The 20,225-nt window shown below is 44.8% G+C and carries 19 protein-coding genes; 6 read left to right on the top strand and 13 right to left on the bottom strand.

Annotated elements, in window-relative coordinates:
* Positions 1-115: 115 nt before the first annotated feature.
* A complete protein-coding gene (locus L1D23_RS06610) occupies positions 116-586 on the top strand; it encodes a zinc ribbon-containing protein (protein WP_239864943.1) in 471 nt (156 codons plus the stop codon).
* Between the two features lie 89 nt (positions 587-675).
* Here L1D23_RS06610 and lnt read toward each other — a convergent pair whose 3' ends face one another.
* From lnt to miaB, 5 genes are all read right to left on the bottom strand, one after another.
* Entirely contained in the window at positions 676-2,184 is a 1,509-nt protein-coding gene (lnt, locus tag L1D23_RS06605; protein WP_239864941.1) for an apolipoprotein N-acyltransferase, read from the bottom strand.
* 40 nt (positions 2,185-2,224) lie between these two features.
* Complete coding sequence (gene corC, locus L1D23_RS06600; RefSeq protein WP_239864939.1) at positions 2,225-3,124, bottom strand: CNNM family magnesium/cobalt transport protein CorC; 900 nt, start codon at positions 3,122-3,124, stop codon at positions 2,225-2,227.
* Positions 3,125-3,224: 100 nt separating this feature from the next.
* Positions 3,225-3,695, bottom strand: coding sequence for an rRNA maturation RNase YbeY (gene ybeY, locus L1D23_RS06595; RefSeq protein WP_239864937.1), 471 nt, complete (start codon positions 3,693-3,695; stop codon positions 3,225-3,227).
* A complete protein-coding gene (locus L1D23_RS06590; protein ID WP_239864935.1) occupies positions 3,692-4,789 on the bottom strand; it encodes a PhoH family protein in 1,098 nt (365 codons plus the stop codon). The genes ybeY and L1D23_RS06590 overlap by 4 nt, the downstream gene beginning before the upstream one ends.
* Positions 4,790-4,908: 119 nt before the next feature.
* The gene (gene miaB, locus L1D23_RS06585; protein ID WP_239864932.1) at positions 4,909-6,333 is read right to left on the bottom strand and encodes a tRNA (N6-isopentenyl adenosine(37)-C2)-methylthiotransferase MiaB; all 1,425 of its coding nucleotides are present in this window, start codon (positions 6,331-6,333) and stop codon (positions 4,909-4,911) included.
* 289 nt (positions 6,334-6,622) lie between these two features.
* Between miaB and L1D23_RS06580 the strand changes: the two genes are divergently transcribed.
* Positions 6,623-7,777: a 2-octaprenyl-3-methyl-6-methoxy-1,4-benzoquinol hydroxylase gene (locus L1D23_RS06580; RefSeq protein WP_239864930.1), complete on the top strand. Its 1,155-nt coding sequence runs from the start codon at positions 6,623-6,625 to the stop codon at positions 7,775-7,777.
* A gap of 65 nt (positions 7,778-7,842) precedes the next feature.
* Here the strand turns inward: L1D23_RS06580 and crr are convergent, their stop codons facing one another.
* From crr to cysZ, 5 genes are all read right to left on the bottom strand, one after another.
* Positions 7,843-8,352: a PTS glucose transporter subunit IIA gene (crr, locus tag L1D23_RS06575; protein WP_239838340.1), complete on the bottom strand. Its 510-nt coding sequence runs from the start codon at positions 8,350-8,352 to the stop codon at positions 7,843-7,845.
* A gap of 105 nt (positions 8,353-8,457) precedes the next feature.
* A complete protein-coding gene (ptsI, locus tag L1D23_RS06570; RefSeq protein WP_239864928.1) occupies positions 8,458-10,182 on the bottom strand; it encodes a phosphoenolpyruvate-protein phosphotransferase PtsI in 1,725 nt (574 codons plus the stop codon).
* Between the two features lie 139 nt (positions 10,183-10,321).
* Entirely contained in the window at positions 10,322-10,579 is a 258-nt protein-coding gene (locus tag L1D23_RS06565; RefSeq protein WP_006957371.1) for an HPr family phosphocarrier protein, read from the bottom strand.
* Positions 10,580-10,879: 300 nt separating this feature from the next.
* Positions 10,880-11,848, bottom strand: coding sequence for a cysteine synthase A (cysK, locus tag L1D23_RS06560; protein WP_239864927.1), 969 nt, complete (start codon positions 11,846-11,848; stop codon positions 10,880-10,882).
* Between the two features lie 194 nt (positions 11,849-12,042).
* On the bottom strand, positions 12,043-12,780 hold the full coding sequence (gene cysZ, locus L1D23_RS06555) for a sulfate transporter CysZ (RefSeq protein WP_239838337.1): 738 nt from the start codon (positions 12,778-12,780) through the stop codon (positions 12,043-12,045).
* Positions 12,781-12,989: 209 nt separating this feature from the next.
* On the opposite strand from cysZ, the gene zipA reads away from it, so the two are divergent.
* Together zipA and ligA are read left to right on the top strand one after the other, a co-directional pair.
* Positions 12,990-13,886, top strand: a complete 897-nt coding sequence (gene zipA / locus L1D23_RS06550) for a cell division protein ZipA (RefSeq protein WP_239864925.1) — start codon at positions 12,990-12,992, stop codon at positions 13,884-13,886.
* 156 nt (positions 13,887-14,042) lie between these two features.
* Positions 14,043-16,052, top strand: a complete 2,010-nt coding sequence (gene ligA, locus L1D23_RS06545; protein ID WP_239864923.1) for an NAD-dependent DNA ligase LigA — start codon at positions 14,043-14,045, stop codon at positions 16,050-16,052.
* Positions 16,053-16,139: 87 nt separating this feature from the next.
* On the opposite strand, the gene fldA is transcribed toward ligA, so the two are convergent.
* From fldA to L1D23_RS06530, 3 genes are all read right to left on the bottom strand, one after another.
* A complete protein-coding gene (gene fldA / locus L1D23_RS06540) occupies positions 16,140-16,673 on the bottom strand; it encodes a flavodoxin FldA (RefSeq protein WP_239838334.1) in 534 nt (177 codons plus the stop codon).
* A 45-nt stretch (positions 16,674-16,718) separates the two neighbouring features.
* The gene (locus tag L1D23_RS06535) at positions 16,719-16,940 is read right to left on the bottom strand and encodes a DUF2788 domain-containing protein (RefSeq protein WP_239838333.1); all 222 of its coding nucleotides are present in this window, start codon (positions 16,938-16,940) and stop codon (positions 16,719-16,721) included.
* A gap of 94 nt (positions 16,941-17,034) precedes the next feature.
* Positions 17,035-17,799 (bottom strand): alpha/beta fold hydrolase, encoded by a 765-nt coding sequence (locus L1D23_RS06530; protein WP_239864921.1) that lies wholly within the window; start codon positions 17,797-17,799, stop codon positions 17,035-17,037.
* A gap of 141 nt (positions 17,800-17,940) precedes the next feature.
* On the opposite strand from L1D23_RS06530, the gene seqA reads away from it, so the two are divergent.
* The gene (gene seqA, locus L1D23_RS06525) at positions 17,941-18,483 is read left to right on the top strand and encodes a replication initiation negative regulator SeqA (protein ID WP_239838331.1); all 543 of its coding nucleotides are present in this window, start codon (positions 17,941-17,943) and stop codon (positions 18,481-18,483) included.
* Between the two features lie 90 nt (positions 18,484-18,573).
* Complete coding sequence (gene pgm / locus L1D23_RS06520) at positions 18,574-20,220, top strand: phosphoglucomutase (alpha-D-glucose-1,6-bisphosphate-dependent) (protein ID WP_239864919.1); 1,647 nt, start codon at positions 18,574-18,576, stop codon at positions 20,218-20,220.
* The last annotated feature ends 5 nt before the right edge of the window (positions 20,221-20,225 follow it).

Here is a 20,225-nt window from a genome sequence, read left to right as displayed (position 1 = left end):
ATTGTGAGTTCAGTTCGAACAGACATAAATAGATCGTCATAGAATACCTAAAGGAGAGGAGCACAACAATAGTCTACGGAGCTCAATTCTTCTGAGCGGTTAGAAGGAGGTTACTATGCCAAAACGTAAAGCAGGTTATGAGGAAATGTTTGATGATGTGGTGGAAGCACTCAAACACAGTCCCGATGAGGTCAAGCACGTTTTTGAAACCTCAGAAAAGGTGGTAGAAGCGGCCAATGATTTGACCAAAGATGAGCTGGCACTGGTGTCCGCCTACGTGAAATCAGATTTAAAGGAATTTGCGGATAGCTATGAAGAGTCTAAGAGCGGACCTTTTTATCTGATGGTCGCCGATTCTATTTGGCAAGGGTTATTGGAAATCACAGATCGTACTAAAGTTGAGTGGGTGGAGTTATTTGCTGATCTTGAGCATCAGGGACTTTATCAGGCTGGTGAAGTGATTGGTCTTGGCGTTCTAGTGTGTGACGATTGTGGGCATAAAACTCAATATAACCACCCGACGGTCATCATTCCGTGTACCAAATGTGGCAGCAAAGCATTTAGTCGCCGAGCTTTAAAACCCTAAGTCAGTGCTTAGCAAAGCTATATGAGTAGAATGGCTTATCGAATGGCTTAAGGGCTGGTCAATATGACCAGCCCTTAACGTTTTCTTGTTTAATCTTTCAATCGCCAACCTATTATTAAACTGAGCATTACCCAGATATACAAAGGCCAAGTACCAAATACTCGGTAGGGTGTCTGACCATTTGTCGAGATAACCTCTGTACGCAGTACCTCAGTATTGAATTGGGGGACTTGTGCTGTGATTCTACCTTTGTAGTCGGTCACTGCGGTCACTCCGTTGTTTGTTGAACGAATGACAGGTTTACCCAATTCAAGTGCTCTCATTCGAGCGATTTCCATGTGCTGCAGAGGACCGATTGATCTACCGAACCATGCATCATTAGATAAGGTTAAAATAAAGTCAGTATCCTCAGTGACATTTTCACGCACCTGTTCATTGAAAATAATCTCGTAACAGAGAGCAGGAGCCATCTGTTTGCCATTAGCATCTATGTTTGGTTGGATGAAGTCTCCACGACTGAAAGAAGACATAGGTAAATTAAACAGCGGTGCTAATGGTCTGAGGATATCTTCAAAAGGTACAAACTCACCAAAAGGCAACAGGTGGTGCTTATGGTAGCGTTCATTCATATCAAAGCTGTAGTCACCGTAAGGAGTTTGACCAACCGTGAGAATACTATTGTAAAACTGGCGGTCTTCTCCTTGGTTCACCACGCCTGTAATAACTGCACTGTTATTCATTCTGGCTGCTGAATCTAAGTTGCTCAGGTACGAAGAAATTTCGAACTCAAAAGCCGGAATAGCCGCTTCTGGCCAGATGATGATATCTGCGTCCCAGTTTTCACGAGTGAGATCCGTGTATTTCATGATGGTTGGCCAGCGTTCCTGCGGTAGCCATTTTTTCGCTTGATCTACATTGCCTTGTATCAGTGCGATCTTAGTGGTGCTATCTGGATTAAGGGTGACCCAGTTTGCCGACTTTAGTCCGTAACCAGTCGCAAAAATGACTGCAGGGATAAGTAGATGTAGCCATTGTTTGTGATGGGTAGCATACACGATGCTACCAGCACTAATGACTAAGAGTATTGTTAATAGTTCTACACCACCAATAGGAGCAAAGTTGGCTAATGGGCTTTCAATTTGACTGTAACCAAGCCAAAGCCATGGAAACCCTGTCATAACCCAGCCGCGCAGCCAGTCACAGATTAACCAAATCGCTGGGGCTGCGAGAAGAAATCGTGTTCGATTCGATTTGGGGAAAAATCGGTTCAGGCTCCAAGTAAACAGCCCTGAATAAAGTGACAGGTAGCCAATCAGGAGTGCCATTAAGAAAACGCTGGCTATCTTAGGCATACCACCAAAGTTATCAATACTGATATGAACCCAACTGATACCGGTGGCAAATTGGCCGATTCCCCAAGCATAACCGACCCAAAGAGCACGCTTAGGTGATTGGTTATGAATTAAAGCTAATAATATTACAGGGCTTAGCAAGGCTAATGGCCACAATTGGTAAGGAGCAAAAGCCAAAGTGGTGAGAGCGCCAACAAAAACGGCCGCAAGCGGCCGTTTTAGGCGATGAAAAAGTGTTTTTATCATCGTAATACTTCTGAATACCCCGAACTTGGGGAAATTAGCGTTACTCTTCAGCTGGTTCCGGAAGAGGCTCTTCGTCAGGTATTGTCACTTGAAGTTGCAACACCCGGCGGTTGTCCGCAGAGGTAACTTTAAAGCTATAGTTTTCGATCTCCACTAATTCACCACGTGAAGGGAGGTGGCCGAACGCTGTCATTACCATGCCGCCAACGGTATCCACTTCTTCATCACTGAAGGAGGTATGAAAGGTTTCGTTAAACTCTTCAATGGTTGTCAGGGCTTTTACTGCGTAGGTGTGTTTGCTGAGTTTACGGATATCGAGCTCTTCTTCGTCATCGAACTCATCTTCGATGTCTCCAACGATTTCTTCGAGAATATCTTCGATAGTCACAAGACCAGAAACACCACCGAACTCATCTACGACAATTGACATGTGATAACGTTCCTCACGGAACTCTTTTAGTAGACGATCTACTCGTTTACTTTCAGGAACTACGACCGCAGGGCGAATCACTTGTTCAATATCAAATGGAGCACTGTCTGAGCCTAAATATTTAAGTAAGTCCTTCGCTAACAGGATGCCTTCAACATGGTCTTTGTCTTCACTGATGACAGGGTAGCGCGAGTGTTGCGCGTCAGTAATCAGGTTAACCAGAGCGTCTAAGTCGTCGCTACGATCAACGGTAACCATTTGAGAGCGTGGGATCATAATATCGCGCACGCGCATTTCTGCGATTTCCATAACGCCTTCAAGCATGTCTCGGGTATCATGGTCTATCAGGTCATTTTCTTCTGAGTCGCGGAATACTTCCACAAGCTCTTGGCGATCTTTAGGTTCGCCTTGAAATAGTTGACCTAGGCGTCCGAAGAAGGACTTTCTACTCGGACCTTCAGATTTTTCTTTTTTACCTTCTAGAGAAGAGGGCGAATTGTCTTCGTTCATTGTTTCTCAATTAAGTAACGCTATCAGAAGTGTGATAGCTCACGTTGAGGGCATGAGAGAGGTAAATAATGAACTCTCAAACCCTCACATGCGAGTTACCCTAAGGTGACTCTTTTTCAGCTATGTATGGGTCTTCAAACCCCATATCTAGCATGATTTCTGTTTCGAGGGACTCCATCTCTTCGGCTTCGTCATCCTCAATATGATCATAACCTAGCAGATGCAGGCTACCATGTACAACCATATGCGCCCAGTGTGCCATTAAGGGCTTAGATTGCTGAGCAGCTTCTTGCTCCACCACTTGTTTACAGATGATAAGGTCACCCAGTAAGTCCATCTCAATACCCGGAGGGGCTTCAAATGGAAAAGACAACACATTGGTTGGCTTATCTTTACCACGATAATCATGGTTTAACTGGTGGCTTTCTTGCTCATCGACAATACGAACGGTGACTTCGGCTTGAGGCTGAAACTTTGTCACAGTAGAGCTTAACCAGAGATGAACATCTTCAAAGCTTGGTAGGCCTTTTTCATCTTCGACTGCTAATTGAAGATCTAGTTCGATGCTCATGAAGGTTTCGTCTCCGGAGTGACAGTAGGCTGAGCCGTTGGCGCTTCCTGAAGTTTCGCTTCACGCTCTTCACGACGTCGCTTCTCATACTCTTTACGCTCTTTCTGATCTTGCGCTTCCCACTTCTCATAGGCATTGACGATACGTGCAACCACTGGGTGTCGAACGACATCGTCAGATTGGAAGAAATTAAAGCTTATTTCATCCACCTCGTTAAGCACTTCAATGGCGTGGCGAAGCCCGGATTTTGCCCCGCGAGGCAAGTCGATTTGAGTGACGTCACCCGTAATGACTGCGCGTGAATTAAAACCGATACGAGTCAGGAACATCTTCATCTGTTCAACAGTAGTGTTCTGACTTTCATCGAGAATAATGAAAGCATCATTCAACGTACGACCGCGCATATAAGCCAGTGGCGCTACTTCAATGACATTGCGTTCAATCAACTTCTCGACTTTTTCAAAGCCGAGCATTTCGAACAGCGCGTCATAGAGTGGGCGTAGATACGGATCGACTTTTTGGCTTAAGTCACCAGGGAGAAAACCCAGTTTTTCACCCGCTTCAACAGCAGGACGTGTTAGCAGAATACGACGAATCTCTTGACGTTCGAGAGCATCTACGGCTGCCGCAACCGCAAGATATGTCTTACCTGTACCGGCTGGGCCAATACCGAAAGAGATGTCATGCGTGACCATATTGACCAGATACTGAGCCTGGTTTGGTGTACGCGGTTTTATCACGCCTTTTTTGGTCTTGATAAAGACTTCTTTACCATGCTCGATGTTAGATTCGGTATCTTGCTCGAGAACGCCAGTTTCTTTGATAGCCAGATGGATTTCTTCTGGCTCAATATCTGGAATATTACCGCGTATAGGTGCGGTGTTGACGTAAAGTGTCTTGATGATTTCAAGAGCAGCAGCAGCGGTATGAGGTTTACCTACAATGGTAAAGAAATTGCCTCGGTAGCTGATCTCAACACCTAAGCGGCGTTCTAAGTGCTTGATATTGTCATCGAAAGGACCGCAAAGGCTAGCAAGGCGGCGGTTGTCTGAAGGTTCTAGATCGATCTCTAGAGTCACAATTTTATTGCTCAAAGTTGCCTCTCATTGTTTGTCACTCTAAAAAAGCCCGATTTAGACCGGGCTTTTAGTGACTTTATATACCTTTCTCTAAGATGGTATCAGAGTTGGGTAAATTCAAGCTAATTTCAAACTTAAGGCGTAAAGGTTGCTACACCTAGCTCATCTTCGCGTTTGGTTTTCGCCATCATTTGAGTTGGAGAAATGACAGTTCGCAGGTCCATATCTTTCTCGGTGCGAACAATTTCACCACGCAGTGAGTTAGCAAAAACATCGGTAATTTTGACATCGACAAATTGCCCAATTAGGTCTGCGTTGCCTTCAAAGTTAACCACGCGGTTATTCTCTGTACGTGCTCGCAGCTCCATTAGATTCTTTTTCGAAGGGCCTTCAACAAGAACGCGCTGCTCAGTACCTAGCATTAGACGAGAGTAACGCATTGCTTGTGCGTTGACTGTTTGTTGCAGCTCGTAAAGACGCTCTTTCTTGGTTTGCTCTGAAAGATCGCATGGGTAATCAGCTGCTGGTGTACCCGGGCGAGGAGAGAAGATAAAGCTAAAGCTCATGTCGAAATCGACGTCTTTGATGAGTTTCATCGTCGCTTGATGATCCATGTCGGTTTCACCAGGGAAGCCAACAATAAAGTCCGAACTGATTTGGATATCTGGACGCGCTTTACGAAGCTTGCGAATGATCGACTTGTATTCAATCGCGGTGTGTGGGCGCTTCATCATGGTTAGAATGCGGTCACTACCACTTTGTACTGGTAGGTGCAGGAAGCTCACCAGCTCTGGTGTATCTTCGTAAACGGCGATGATGTCGTCAGTGAACTCTAGTGGGTGACTAGTTGTGAAGCGAATACGATCGATGCCATCAATAGAGGCAACAAGACGTAGTAATTCTGCGAAAGAGCAAATATCGCCTTCATGTGTTGGGCCACGGTATGCGTTTACGTTCTGACCTAATAGGTTTACTTCACGTACGCCTTGATCAGCAAGCTGCGCGATTTCGAAGAGTACATCATCCATTGGGCGACTGACTTCTTCACCACGCGTGTAGGGTACAACACAATAGGTACAGTACTTAGAGCAGCCTTCCATGATAGATACAAACGCGGTTGCACCTTCGGCTTTTGGCTCTGGTAAGCGGTCAAACTTTTCTATTTCAGGAAAAGAAATGTCCATGACGGGCGCTTCGTTGCTTTGCGATTGTTTGATCATTTCTGGCAAACGGTGCAAGGTCTGAGGGCCAAAGATCACGTCAACGTATGGAGCACGTTCGCGAATGTGATCGCCTTCTTGAGTGGCGACACAGCCACCCACGCCTATCACAACGCCTTCTTTTTTGTCTTTCAGGGTTTTCCAACGACCTAGCTGGTGGAATACCTTCTCTTGCGCTTTTTCGCGGATAGAACAGGTATTCAGTAGTAGTACGTCTGCTTCTTCTGGTTCTTCTGTTAGCTCATAGCCGTTTGCCGCATTCAGTAGATCAGCCATCTTAGATGAATCGTATTCGTTCATCTGGCAGCCCCAGGTTTTAATTAGCAGTTTTTTACTCATGTTGTTCGCTCGATCGTTAGTTTAAATTAAGGGAGCAAATCGCCCAGTGTAACCATGCCAGCCGCTCTTTAGCTTCAAGGTGGCTGACGATATTTTAGCCGCCCTCTCGGCGGTAAGCGGCGTATTGTACTGCTTTAAAAACTCACTGACTAGTGCTGTCACACATTCAGTTAAATCCTATGTTATGTAAGGGGTTTGACCTTATCTGTGCTGAGGTTTTTCGTTACATTTTGATAATGAAAAAGTACAATGAAAAACAGCCTGATAATCAACGAATAAAGTACAAGTTATGACCAGATATGATGTAGCCATCATCGGTGGAGGTATGGTTGGCGCTGCGATAGCTGTCGGTTTTGCAAAACAAGGACGACAAGTTGTTGTAGTTGAAGGCCGTGCTCCCCAGCCATTTGAACCTGAACAGCCGATGGATATCAGAGTATCTGCAATCTCGGAGCATTCTGTATCGATATTAGAAGAGCTGGGTGCATGGCAGGCAATAGCACAGATGCGAGTATGTCCTTATCGTAGGCTGGAGACTTGGGAGCATCCGGAATGCAGAACCCGTTTTCATGCTGATGCACTGAATATGGACCGACTTGGCTACATTGTCGAAAATCGTTTGATCCAGTTAGGCTTATGGGCTGAATTTGAACGGTACTCGAATATTACAGTTTGCTGCCCTGACCGCTTAGATGACATTCAATTCGGTCAGCCTTGTTCGGTGAAGCTCAGTTCTGGTCAGTGTTTTGATGCCAGCTTGGTCGTTGGAGCAGACGGAGCAAACTCCCAGGTTCGAACGCTTGCTGGTATTGGAGTGACCGCTTGGGACTATCGCCAGCACTGTATGTTGATTAATGTAGAAACAGAGCGGTCACAGCAAGACATTACTTGGCAGCAATTCACTCCCTCTGGGCCACGCTCATTTTTACCGTTGTGCGGTAATCAAGGTTCGCTAGTGTGGTATGACTCACCTAAACGCATCAAGCAGTTGTGCTCAATGAGTAACGAGCAATTGAGACAAGAGGTTTTAGCTCATTTCCCTGAGGAGTTAGGCGATATCAAAGTACTCCAGTTTGGTTCATTCCCTTTAACTCGACGACACGCACAATCCTACTCTTCGTTAGGTTGTGTGCTGGCAGGGGATGCGGCTCATACGATTAATCCTCTGGCAGGGCAGGGAGTTAACATTGGTTTTAAAGATGTAGAAGCCCTGCTTGAAGTCACTGCAGATAAAAAACACCTTTCTCATGACTTGCTAAAGTTATATGAACGTAAGCGTCGTCCAGATAATTTGCTGATGCAATCGGGAATGGACTTTTTTTATAAGAGCTTTAGTAATGATCTAGCGCCATTGAAGTTTGTGCGTAATGCCGCCTTGAAGTTGGCGGAAAATGCGGGATCACTGAAAAATCAGGTGCTGAAATATGCGCTTGGGCTTAAGTAAGTTATATCGGGGCAATAAAAAACGCAGCTGAAGAGCTGCGTTTTTTGTGTTTGGCTAAGTGGTTATTACTTAGTTACACGTAAAACAGGTGTTTCACCAACAGATACTGAACCAGACAGTTTGTTCAACTCTTTGATTTCGTCCATGTTAGAGATAACAACAGGAGTCAGAGTTGATTTTGCTTTTTCTTCAAGAAGTGCAAGATCAAACTCAATGATAGTGTCACCAGCTTTAACAGACTGACCTTCTTCAGCAATACGCTTGAAGCCTTCGCCTTTTAGTTCAACCGTGTCGATACCGAAGTGAACGAATAGCTCTACACCGTCATCAGACTCAATTGAGAATGCATGGTTAGTTTCGAAGATCTTACCGATTGTACCGTTTACAGGAGCTACCATTTTGCTGCCAGCTGGTTTGATAGCAATACCGTCACCAACGATTTTCTCAGCAAAAACGACATCTGGCACATCTTCGATGTTTACGATTTCACCAGAAAGAGGCGCGATGATTTCAATTGCACCTGCGTCAGCGCTGTCGTCAGATACTAGCTTCTTAAGTTTGTCAAACAGACCCATTGTGTCATGCTCCTAACGTTTTATTTAATTCTGTCGAATTATAGTATACCAATCTCACAAGATAGACGACTATTTTTAGCCGCCTATCTTATTGGTATCAGTTAATTATTGAGTTTTCTCTGCGATGAATTTTTCTACAACCGCTTCAATTTCAGCCGCAGTTGGTAGAGAAAGTGCTTCTTCAGCCATTGCTTTTACTTCTGCGAAGTTAGAGTTACGGATAACTTTCTTCACTTTCGGGATAGAGATGCCGCTCATAGAGAACTCATCAAGCCCCATGCCCAGAAGTAGGAGCGTGGCACGTTCATCACCTGCTAGCTCGCCACACATACCTGTCCACTTACCTTCAGCGTGAGAAGCGTCAATCACTTGCTTGATGACTGTTAGCACTGCTGGTGATAGAGGGTTGTACAAGTGAGAAATCATCTCGTTACCACGGTCTACAGCTAGTGTGTACTGAGTAAGGTCGTTAGTACCGATAGAGAAGAATGCGACTTCTTTCGCTAGGTGGTGCGCGATTGCTGCAGCTGCTGGTGTTTCAACCATGACGCCGATTTCGATGTTCTCATCGAAAGCATGACCTTCAGCGCGGAGTTCTGCTTTGTACTCTTCGATGGCTGTCTTAAGCTCACGAATTTCTTCAACAGAGATGATCATTGGGAACATGATACGCAGCTTACCGTGCGCAGATGCACGCAGAATACCGCGTAGCTGGTCACGTAGAATTTCACGGCGATCCAAGCTGATACGTACAGCACGCCAACCTAGAAATGGGTTCATTTCTTGTGGCAGGTCCATATATGGGAGATCTTTGTCACCGCCGATATCCATAGTACGGATTATCACCGCTTGACCGTTCATAGCTTCCGCAACATCTTTGTATGCTTGGTACTGCTCTTCTTCTGTTGGTAGTGCGTCACGATCCATAAATAGGAATTCAGTGCGGTACAGGCCTACACCTTCACCACCATTGCGAATGATACCGTCACAGTCTTTAACGGTACCAATGTTACCGCACACTTCTACGCGGTGACCGTCAGTCGTTTCTGCGTGGAGGTCTTTCAGTTTTGCTAGCTCTTCTTTTTCGGCAATGAATGCGGCTTTAACCGCTTTCGCCTCTGCTAGCTCAGCTTCAGATGGGTTGATAACGACTTTGTTGTTCATTGCGTCAAGAATCAACATGTCGCCGTTTTTAACTTGCTTAGTGATATCGTTAGTACCAACGATAGCAGGAAGTTCTAGTGAACGAGCCATGATTGAAGTGTGAGAAGTACGACCGCCGATGTCACAAGCAAAACCAAGTACGTAATCAAGGTTGATTTGTGCTGTTTCAGATGGTGTTAGGTCGTAAGCGACTAGGATCACTTCCTCATCAATGTCGCTGAGCGAAACAATGTTAATGCCCAGTGCATTTTTCACAAAGCGCGTGCCGATATCACGGATATCTGTTGCACGTTCTTTTAAGTATTCGTCGTCTAGAGACTCAAGAGCGGTTGCCTGTTCTTCGATAACTGTGTGGATCGCGTTATCGGCATGCATCTTGTCATTTTTGATCAGTGCTAGGATTTCTTCTTCTAGCTCTTCATCTTCAAGAAGCATGATATGACCTTCGAAGATCGCTTCTTTCTCTTCACCGAAAGTTTCAAGCGCTTTTTGCTTGATGGTTTCAAGCTGAGCTGCTGATTTGTTACGCGCGTCAAAGAAACGTGCCACTTCAGCGTCGACTTGAGCGTCAGTAATCGAGTTAGTGTTTAGGACAATTTCATCTTCTTGAAGGAGTAGTGCTTTACCAATAGCAATACCTGGAGATGCTAGGATGCCTGAAATCATAGCCTTACCTTAAGTTGGTCAACTTTTAAAACGGGAGAAAATATGAGTGTGCTAACGATAATGTGTAGCTTATATCTTGGCCTATTTCCAACAAAGCCATTTTGCTTTCACAAAATGGCTTTAGAAATAGGAGACCGGATTAGTGTAGTTGATCCATTAGAGCAACTAGGTGGTCAACAGCTTGTTGAGCTTGAGGGCCCTCAGCTGAGATAGTAACTTGCGTACCTTTTACAAGGCCAAGAGTTTGCAGTTTGAATAGGCTCTTTGCGCTAGCGCTTTTACCGTTAGAAGTCACAGTGATGTCCGCATCAAAGCCTTTAGCTTCTTTAACGAACTGTGCAGCTGGACGAGTGTGAAGACCGTTTTCTGCAGTGATTTCTACTTGCTTCTCGTACATGTTATATACCCCAATTGATTTATATTTTGATAGTTTCTTAATCAGAATCAGCTTAACCCTTAACTCTGTAATGTGCCAAATACACACTATTCATTTCGTGTCATAACCGATACTGATTGCAAGTTTTCCGGTTATGATTCCAATCTGTGCCGGATATCATAACTGGCGTTAATTCTTACTTAGCTTTTATTTTGAAGCTAAAAATAAAACTGACCTGATTATTACCAAAGGTGAGGCAAGGATCAACAAAAAAGCCCCTGAAAGGGGCTTTTTTAGATGAAAAATTGATTTCGCTACGTATTATTGTTGGTTCTCTTTCTCGGTAAATATACCAGCAAACAACGCAGAACTGAGGTAACGTTCACCGGAGCTTGGTAGAACGGTTACGATAGTTTTTCCTTCAAATTCAGGTAGTTCTGCTAGTCTGTTCGCGGCTACAACGGCTGCACCTGAAGAGATTCCAGCAAGAATTCCTTCCTCTTCCATTAGGCGACGAGCCATTTCGATCGCTTCTTCAGAAGTGACGGACTCAACGCGGTCTAACAGTTCTAAATCTAGGTTGCCTGGGATGAAGCCTGCACCAATACCTTGGATTTTGTGTGGTGCTGGTTGAATTTCTTCCCCTGCTAGCGCTTGTGCAATCACTGGAGACTCAGCTGGCTCTACTGCCACAGAAACAATGTTCTTGCCTTTCTCTTCTTTGATGTATCGGCTTGTGCCTGTGATGGTACCACCCGTACCAACACCAGCAACGAAGACATCAATTTCACCATCAGTGGCTTCCCAAATTTCAGGGCCTGTGGTTTTTTCGTGGATTTGTGGGTTCGCTGGGTTGTTGAACTGTTGTAATAGTAGGTATTTGTCAGGGTTGCTTGCCACAATCTCTTCTGCTTTCGCGATTGCGCCTTTCATTCCTTTTGCTGCTTCTGTGAGCTCAAGGTTTGCACCTAATGCTTTAAGAAGCTTACGACGCTCAAGACTCATAGATTCTGGCATTGTCAGAGTAAGCTTGTAACCACGAGCGGCGGCAACGAAAGCCAGAGCAATACCTGTATTACCACTGGTTGGCTCTACAAGCTCGACTCCCGGTTTTAGGGTACCTTCTTTTTCCGCTTCCCAGATCATGTTTGCGCCAATACGACATTTAACACTAAAGCTTGGGTTACGAGCTTCAACTTTTGCCAGTACTTTACCTTTACTGACTTTATTTAGACGTACTAGAGGAGTATTACCGATGGTAAGAGAGTTATCTTCGTAGATTTTGCTCATGTCGTGATCCTTCATCTGTTAAAAGCTTATCGACCATAGTATGAGGGCAATAGGCTGGTCATTTATTTGCTCGATATAGAGTGCGTGGATAGAAGAGTAGGCTAGCTGAAAATAGTAGAGAAGGATTAAAAAGTTATAACTTATTAGAATGGGATGAAGTGCATGTTATTCAGCTAACATGCACTATTTACCTGTTAACGCTTGAACTCTGATACCCAAATCGCTGTCGCGCCACAAACAGCAACAGGCATAACAATCAGGTTTAAAATTGGGATTGTGGTAAAGATGGCGACTAAAGCGCCGAAGCTGTACGCCTTACCTTGTTTTTGTTTCAAACTGTTACGCATCTCATTAAACGGGACCTTATGGTTATCAAACGGATAATCACAGTATTGAATGGCAAGCATCCACGCTGTGAACCCAAACCAAAGAACTGGGCCTAGTGTTTGTCCTAAGGCGGGAATCAGCAATAAAATAAACAGACCGATAGCCTTTGGTAGAACATAAAGCAGTTTTCTCCACTCTCTGGCTAGAATTCTTGGAGTGTCTTTAACCACTGCCAATACGCCATCTTCATTGACCTTACTTCCTGTTAGGTATTCTTCCACTTTTTCTGCCAGTAACCCATTAAATGGGGCCGCGACAAAATTTGCCAATGTGCTAAAGAAATAAGAAAACGTCGCTAAAATTGTCACGACCAATAAAGGCCACAACACATAGCTTAACCAAGAAAGAAACTCAGGTAGTTGTCCCATGAGCTGTTCAATCCAGATATCTAAATGAGAAAATAGGTAAAAAAGCGCCCCCCCAACAAGCAGAATATTGGCTAATAAAGGCAGTAGCACAAATTGACGAATACCGGGTTTGATCGCAAGCTCAAGGCCATAGAAGAAATAACCAAAACCGGAACGTTGATGTATTTTTGAATTCATAAGCACTGACTGAGTTATGGTGTAAAAACGAACGTATTTTATCTTAACAAGAAAAAAGCGTGTTCAAAATCACAACATTGCGTGAACTTCTCACATTAAGTTGTTCTAAAACAGGGGAGAGTTTTGGTAGAGTTAGTTATAGAAAGGTTTAACCAGATTCGATAAGTTGGTTTACGGGCTAGGTATATCGAATAATTTGAGAGCGAAAAATGCAGGAATTGCGATTTGTACTCATAATCGTCGGAGCTTTAGCAATAGCAGCGCTACTGTTTCACGGTTTATGGACAAGCAAAAAAGAAGGAAAAGCCAAGTTTGGCAGTAAGCCACTTCGCAAGTTAGACGTCGATAAAGAAGATGATTCTGAGCTCATGCCTGAGCGTGCGTTTGCGCCTGAGGATGATTTTGAAATTATTCGCAAAGAACGTAAAGAACCGGATTTCACTGAAGGCAATATTACTGCAGATCCGCTGATTGATGGTTATTCCGAGGTTGAGCCTCCACAAACCGTAGCGGAGCAGAACATTGTCAACGAACCTGAACTCGATATGCCTTCTATTTCGACTCAAGTTCCGGATGAGGTTGAGCCCTCTATCGAGCCAGTGGCAGCCGTCGATGACATTAGCACTGAGGTCGTTGAAGCGAATGACGAAGAGCTGATCGCCTCAGAAAGCGAAGAAGAACCCGAGATGCAGGTTATTGTTCTTAATGTCCACTGCGCGGGCCCTGAGCCATTTGTGGGTACAAAATTGTTCGATAGTATGCAGCAGAATGGTTTACTTTACGGTGAAATGGATATTTTCCATCGCCATGCAGACTTGTCTGGTACAGGTAAGGTTTTGTTTAGTGTGGCGAATATGATGCAACCAGGTACGCTTGAGCATACCGATCCGGCAGAATTTACCACTCAGGGTATTTCGTTCTTTATGACATTACCTTGTTATGGAGACCCTGAGCAGAATTTCAAACTGATGTTGAAAACCGCGCAGCAGATCGCGGATGACTTGGGAGCGAATGTTTTGGATGATGCTCGTAACCTGATGACGCCGAATCGTCTGGATGCGTATCGAGCTCAAATTCAGGATTTTAAAGCGGCGAACAGCGCGTAATTCGCCAAGAACCTTATAAAGGCTCCGAATCCGGAGCCTTTATTTTTTGAGTATGGTTTGGTTAATAAGCCAGTAAAGCCTACTCATCCCCCTGTCAATCCTTTGCTGATATCTCGATGATATTGGTGATTAGAATGTTTAAGTACAGAGTTAGTTATGTCACAAGAGATTCAAGAAAAACTCAATCAGTTACGTGAAACCCTTCATTACCACGGTGTGAAGTACTATGTTGAAGACAACCCTGAGGTTCCTGATGCGGAATATGACCGCTTGATGCGAGAATTGTTAGCACTTGAAGCGGAACACCCTGAGCTGATCACTCTTGACTCTCCAAGCCAGCGTGTCGGAGGTCAGCCGCTTAGTGGTTTCGAATCGGTAACGCATGAGATTCCGATGTTATCTTTGGATAATGCATTCGATGATAGCGAACTGGACAGTTTCCATAAACGCATGACAGTGCGTGCTCCCTCAGCTGATTTCAGTGCTTTCTGCTGCGAACCGAAACTGGATGGTCTTGCGGTGAGCTTGTTGTATGAGAATGGAGTCTTAGTTCGGGCAGCCACTCGAGGTGATGGGGCTACGGGAGAAAATATTACCGAAAATGTACGTACCATCAAATCTATTCCTCTTAAACTTAGTGGTCAGGGTTGGCCACAACGTATTGAAGTTCGTGGTGAAGTCTTTATGCCAAAGGCAGGTTTCGACAAGCTCAATCAACAGGCACTTAAAAAGGGCGAGAAAGTGTTTGTCAATCCACGTAATGCCGCTGCAGGCAGTCTGCGTCAGTTGGACTCCCGTATCACGGCGACTCGACCATTGAGCTTTTATGCGTACAGCGTTGGTGTGGTAGAAGGCGCCACATTGTCAAAGAGCCATTATGAGCGATTTTTGCAGTTAAAAGGTTGGGGAATGCCAATGTGTCCTGAGACTCGGCGAGTCTCCAATCTTGATGAAGTCAAAGTGTATTACCACGATATTTTAACGCGTCGAGATGCTCTTTCTTATGAGATTGATGGTGTGGTGATTAAAGTGGACGATATTGTACTGCAGGAACAACTGGGGTTTGTTGCGAGAGCTCCTCGATGGGCGATTGCCTACAAGTTTCCTGCACAAGAAGAGATTACCTTACTTAATGGCGTTGAGTTTCAGGTAGGCCGAACAGGGGCGATTACTCCAGTGGCCAAGCTTGAACCGGTTTTTGTTGGTGGGGTTACTGTCAGCAACGCGACGTTGCACAATGCCGATGAGATTGAACGTTTGGGCGTCAAAGTGGGAGATAGTGTGATTGTCCGCCGTGCGGGGGACGTTATTCCACAAATCGTTTCAGTGATCAAAGAACGTAGGCCCGAATCTGCAAAAAATATTGTCTTTCCTGAGCAGTGTCCGGTGTGTAGCTCGGATATTGAACGTGTTGAAGGCGAAGCGGTGGCTAGATGCTCTGGAGGTCTGGTTTGTCAGGCGCAACGTAAAGAAGCACTCAAACATTTTGTCTCGCGTAAAGCTTTGGATGTTGATGGCTTAGGGGACAAGGTTATTGAACAATTGGTCGATCGTGAGATGGTCGAGACTCCGGCTGATTTGTTTAAACTGTCTGCTGGGGTAATAACGGTCCTAGATCGTATGGGCCCTAAATCAGCACAAAATATAGTGGATGCGCTCAATAAAGCGAAATCAACAACCTTACCGCGCTTTCTGTACTCTCTTGGTATTCGAGAGGTTGGTGAGGCGACCGCAGCGAATTTAGCTCAGCATTTTAAAACCCTAGATGCGGTTAAAACGGCCACTCATGAGCAGCTAATTGAGGTGTCCGATATAGGAAATATTGTTGCTAGTCATGTGATTGCTTTCTTTGGTCAAGAGAAAAATCAACAAGTGATTGATGATCTCATCGAGCAAGGCATAGTGTGGCCGGCAATCGAAGAGAAAAGCCAAGATATCCCTCAACCTTTAGCTGGAAAGACGGTGGTACTGACGGGGTCGTTGTCTCAACTTTCTCGCAATGAAGCAAAAGCAGCCTTACAGGAATTAGGCGCAAAGGTGACCGGTAGTGTCAGTAAGAAAACGGATATCTTATTTGCTGGCGAAAATGCCGGTTCTAAACTGGCGAAGGCTCAAGAACTAGGGATAGAAATCAAAACAGAACAAGAGCTCATCGATTTGATTTAAATTCGTTTTGCCTATAAAAAATACCCTCAAACATACATGCTTGAGGGTATTTTCAATCCATCAAAAGAGAACTTTCAAAGAACTTGGTTAGCCTTCTAACTCAGCTAAGCACATTTCTTCGTGAATTTGTTTACACCAGTTAGTTACGCGTTCATCAGTAAGTTCAGGCTGGCGATCTTCGTCAATGCATAGACCAACAAACTGGCTGTCATCACCTTCGACGAGTCCTTTAGAGGCTTCGAATTCGTAACCTTCCGTCGATGTGTAGCCTAGGATAGTTCCGCCTTTAGCTTCGACAATGTCACGCACAGTGCCCATAGCATCACAGAAGTACTCAGCGTAATCTTCTTGGTCACCACAGCCAAAGATAGCAACAAGCTTGGTAGAGAAGTCAATTTGCTCTAGCTCTGGGAAAAAATCATCCCAGTCACATTGCGCTTCACCATAGTACCAAGTTGGAATGCCGAGTAGCAGAAGATCGAAGTTATCGATATCCTCTTTGCTACTTTTCGCGATATCTTGAACGTGAATCAGTTGTTTACCTAGTTGCTTTTGAATCATCTTTGCAACAGCTTCAGTGTTACCTGTGTCGCTACCAAAGAAGATGCCTACACTTGCCATAGATTCGTTACCTTTACTAATTTCTGTTGTGGGTTCCGGTTGATATCAGCCGATACCGCCACCTTCCCAGCTAATCTGAATAATGCCTTTGGCGATAAATCCAGCACAACCAAGGAATAGGACTAACCATACAATGCGACGACCAAAAGGAGGAACATTCCCAGCCTTTAACACGTCTTTAATCGCCATACCAATCAGGAAAAAGATAGACGCGAAAAGAAGATCGAGACCAATGGACTCGAGCATGTTCATATAGTCGTAGAGCATGGGATCCCTTTATGCCAAATTACTTGCGCCGAACTATACCACTGTTAAAAGATAAAGTTAACGGGCTGGGCGCAACTGACCTCTCATTCTGTTTTTAAGCGATAAATTTGCGTATCGCACGCAAAACTTCTTGGGGTTTTTCTGCGTGTAACCAGTGACCAGTATTAGCAATAACATGCGCTTTTACGTTGGCGAATTGCTTTTGCACTTCACTTTGATGCTCAGTGGTGAGGTAGTCTGAGTCTCCACCTTTCACCATCAGAGTGGGAGTGGTGATTTTATCTATTGGATTCCAACCTAAAATCTGTGCGTAATTGTCCCAAAGGCTAGCAACATTGAAACGCCATTCTAAATGCTCACCGTTATTGTATAGCGACTTGCCAAGAAACTGCCTGACGCCTTCAATCTCTATGTGCTGAGCGAGAATATCGAGAGCTTGCTTACGTGAAGTTGGTTGCTGTTCCAGTACAGCTTTTAGGCCTGCAAAAACATTGTCGTGTCGACGTTGGCTGTAAGCAACCGGCGCCATATCTAAAACCAACAGCTTTTCAACTTGAGTTTGAGCAAGCTCTGCTAATTTCATTGCCACTTTACCGCCCATTGAATGACCAACCAGTATGTAGCGTTCAAGCTCAAGGTGCTGCAGCGTATTTAATACATCTTCAGCCATCAACTCATAATTGTGCTGAGGGGATTGAAAAGACAAACCATGATTGCGCAGATCAATGCTGACCACCTGAAAATCTTGGCGTAAATCACGAGCGAGTAGACCCAGGTTATCTAGGTTGCCAAATAAGCCGTGGATCAAAACTATGGTGTGACCCTCACCTTCGATTTTATAGTTGAGCAGTTGTGACATTTTATTCTATTCGTGACTGGTTTAACGTAGCGCCTCATTCGGCCATGGATCTGCTTCAGATAGCAAATCTGGAACTCGCATATTGAGGGGACTTGGGTATATAATCCCACAGAGTTTAAACATAGAGATTGTGAAAAGCGAATGAAAACAATTGAGGTTGATGAGGATCTATACCGTTACATCGCAGGTCAAACCCAACACATCGGTGAAAGTGCATCAGACATTTTACGTCGCCTTCTCGCGGTTGATGAGCAGAATCAAGCATCAGCACCAGTCGTGCAAGCCGCACAACCTAAAGGAATTGTGGTGAGTCGTGATGCTGCAAAAGAAGAGAAAGTAGATAGCGTAAAAGCAATGCGCTCATTGCTGATTTCTGATGAGTTTGCTGGTCTGAAAAAGGCCATTGATCGATTCATGCTGGTATTGTCGACTCTGAACCGCATTGACCCGCAGGGATTTTCAGAAGCAACTCAAGTCAAAGGTCGTAAGCGCGTGTATTTTGCTAACAATGAGCAAACGTTGCTAGAGAGCGGTAACACGACAAAACCAAAAGCGATTCCTGGCTCGCCTTTCTGGGTGATTACTAACAACAACACCAGTCGCAAGCGCCAAATGGTTGATCAGTTGATGGCGAGAATGAACTTCCCCGCTGATTTAATTGAGAAGGTCACGAACTCAATTTAAGAATTCTGATTTAAACCTCATAATGTTCAAATAGCTCTGAGTATTATGAGGTTTTTTTGTTTCTGATAATTTTTAAGAAAGGATGTCAAAATGGCTATGCACCCACGCGCGGGACAAAAAGCCCAACAGCAGGACCTGCATAATATTCCTGCACTTGTCGCGAACTATTTCCTACTTCAACCTGACTCTGCTAATCCACAACACAAGGTTGAATTCGGTACTTCTGGACACCGCGGTACTGCGGACAAATCTACCTTCAACGAAAATCATATCTTGGCGATCGCCCAAGCGATAGCCGAAGTGCGTGCTGAGAAAAAAACGACTGGGCCTCTATTTGTAGGCAAAGATACGCATGCTTTGTCAGAGCCTGCTTTTTCCAGTGTTGTTGAAGTATTGATTGCAAACGGAGTTCAAGTCGTTGTTCAGCAAGACAATGGTTACACGCCGACGCCAGGGGTGTCACACGCGATTTTGACTCATAACCTTAAACATCAAGATAAAGCTGATGGCATTGTCATCACGCCATCACATAACCCTCCGCAAGATGGTGGTATCAAGTACAACCCAACGCACGGTGGTCCGGCAGAAGGTGAGCTCACTCAGGCGATCCAAGATCGAGCTAATATGCTGATTGCTGAAGGCTTGCAAGGTGTGAAGCGTATGCCGCTAGCTGAGGCAAAAGCATCAGCACTTTTCACAGAGAAAGACTTAGTTAAACCATACGTTGACGATCTGGTAAATGTGATTGATATGGAGGCCATCCAAAAATCAAACCTCAAGATCGGCGTTGACCCGCTTGGTGGCAGTGGGATCGACTACTGGCGACAAATTGCAGCAGCGTATAACTTGGATCTTACTCTAGTCAGTGAAGCTATCGATCCTTCTTTCCAGTTTATGTCTTTGGATAAAGACGGCGTTGTGCGTATGGATTGTTCTTCACCTTACGCTATGGCTGGATTACTGGCGCTAAAAGACGAGTATGATTTGGCTTTTGGTAATGATCCCGATTACGACCGCCATGGTATCGTGACGCCTAAAGGCTTGATGAACCCGAACCACTTCTTAGCTGTGTGCATTGATTACCTGTATCGCCATCGCCAAGGTTGGGGAAGTGAAGTTGCAGTGGGTAAAACGCTAGTTTCTAGTGCATTGATTGATCGTGTGGTCGCAGATTTAGGTCGTGAGCTGTGTGAAGTACCAGTTGGTTTCAAGTGGTTCGTTGATGGTTTATATCAAGGACAGTTCGGCTTTGGTGGTGAAGAAAGTGCAGGAGCTTCGTTCTTGCGTAAAGATAGTACTCCATGGTCAACAGACAAAGACGGTATTATCTTGTGTCTGCTAGCTGCTGAAATCACAGCGGTAACGGGCAAGAATCCACAAGAATATTATGAAGAGCTGGCAGCTAAGCATGGTGAGTCTCAATATAATCGCATTCAAGCAGTAGCAAGTGGGCCTCAAAAAGAGGTGTTGAAAAAGCTGTCTGCAGAAATGGTCAAAGCAGAGACGCTAGCGGGGGATAAGATTATCGCTCGTTTAACTCATGCTCCTGGTAACGGCGCTGCGATTGGTGGCCTTAAAGTAACAACTGATAACGGTTGGTTTGCGGCGCGCCCATCAGGAACAGAAGATATTTATAAGATTTACTGTGAAAGCTTTAAAGGTGCAGAGCATTTAAAGCACATTGAATCCGAAGCGCAAGAGATCGTGAATCAAGTGTTTGCCGACGCAGGTCTGTAAATTAA

This window comes from Vibrio sp. Isolate24, from assembly GCF_022398215.1.
In the GTDB taxonomy this organism is placed as follows: Bacteria; Pseudomonadota; Gammaproteobacteria; order Enterobacterales; family Vibrionaceae; genus Vibrio; species Vibrio coralliilyticus_A.
This window is presented reverse-complemented; position numbering and strand designations above follow the sequence as displayed.

What these genes read in the sequence shown, in the direction of transcription:
- L1D23_RS06610 (WP_239864943.1), top strand. Translation starts at nt 116, where the DNA reads ATGCCAAAACGTAAAGCAGGTTATGAGGAAATGTTTGATGATGTGGTG.
- lnt (WP_239864941.1), bottom strand. Translation starts at nt 2,184, where the DNA reads ATGATAAAAACACTTTTTCATCGCCTAAAACGGCCGCTTGCGGCCGTT.
- corC (WP_239864939.1), bottom strand. Translation starts at nt 3,124, where the DNA reads ATGAACGAAGACAATTCGCCCTCTTCTCTAGAAGGTAAAAAAGAAAAA.
- ybeY (WP_239864937.1), bottom strand. Translation starts at nt 3,695, where the DNA reads ATGAGCATCGAACTAGATCTTCAATTAGCAGTCGAAGATGAAAAAGGC.
- miaB (WP_239864932.1), bottom strand. Translation starts at nt 6,333, where the DNA reads ATGAGTAAAAAACTGCTAATTAAAACCTGGGGCTGCCAGATGAACGAA.
- L1D23_RS06580 (WP_239864930.1), top strand. Translation starts at nt 6,623, where the DNA reads ATGACCAGATATGATGTAGCCATCATCGGTGGAGGTATGGTTGGCGCT.
- crr (WP_239838340.1), bottom strand. Translation starts at nt 8,352, where the DNA reads ATGGGTCTGTTTGACAAACTTAAGAAGCTAGTATCTGACGACAGCGCT.
- ptsI (WP_239864928.1), bottom strand. Translation starts at nt 10,182, where the DNA reads ATGATTTCAGGCATCCTAGCATCTCCAGGTATTGCTATTGGTAAAGCA.
- L1D23_RS06565 (WP_006957371.1), bottom strand. Translation starts at nt 10,579, where the DNA reads ATGTACGAGAAGCAAGTAGAAATCACTGCAGAAAACGGTCTTCACACT.
- cysK (WP_239864927.1), bottom strand. Translation starts at nt 11,848, where the DNA reads ATGAGCAAAATCTACGAAGATAACTCTCTTACCATCGGTAATACTCCT.
- cysZ (WP_239838337.1), bottom strand. Translation starts at nt 12,780, where the DNA reads ATGAATTCAAAAATACATCAACGTTCCGGTTTTGGTTATTTCTTCTAT.
- zipA (WP_239864925.1), top strand. Translation starts at nt 12,990, where the DNA reads ATGCAGGAATTGCGATTTGTACTCATAATCGTCGGAGCTTTAGCAATA.
- ligA (WP_239864923.1), top strand. Translation starts at nt 14,043, where the DNA reads ATGTCACAAGAGATTCAAGAAAAACTCAATCAGTTACGTGAAACCCTT.
- fldA (WP_239838334.1), bottom strand. Translation starts at nt 16,673, where the DNA reads ATGGCAAGTGTAGGCATCTTCTTTGGTAGCGACACAGGTAACACTGAA.
- L1D23_RS06535 (WP_239838333.1), bottom strand. Translation starts at nt 16,940, where the DNA reads ATGCTCTACGACTATATGAACATGCTCGAGTCCATTGGTCTCGATCTT.
- L1D23_RS06530 (WP_239864921.1), bottom strand. Translation starts at nt 17,799, where the DNA reads ATGTCACAACTGCTCAACTATAAAATCGAAGGTGAGGGTCACACCATA.
- seqA (WP_239838331.1), top strand. Translation starts at nt 17,941, where the DNA reads ATGAAAACAATTGAGGTTGATGAGGATCTATACCGTTACATCGCAGGT.
- pgm (WP_239864919.1), top strand. Translation starts at nt 18,574, where the DNA reads ATGGCTATGCACCCACGCGCGGGACAAAAAGCCCAACAGCAGGACCTG.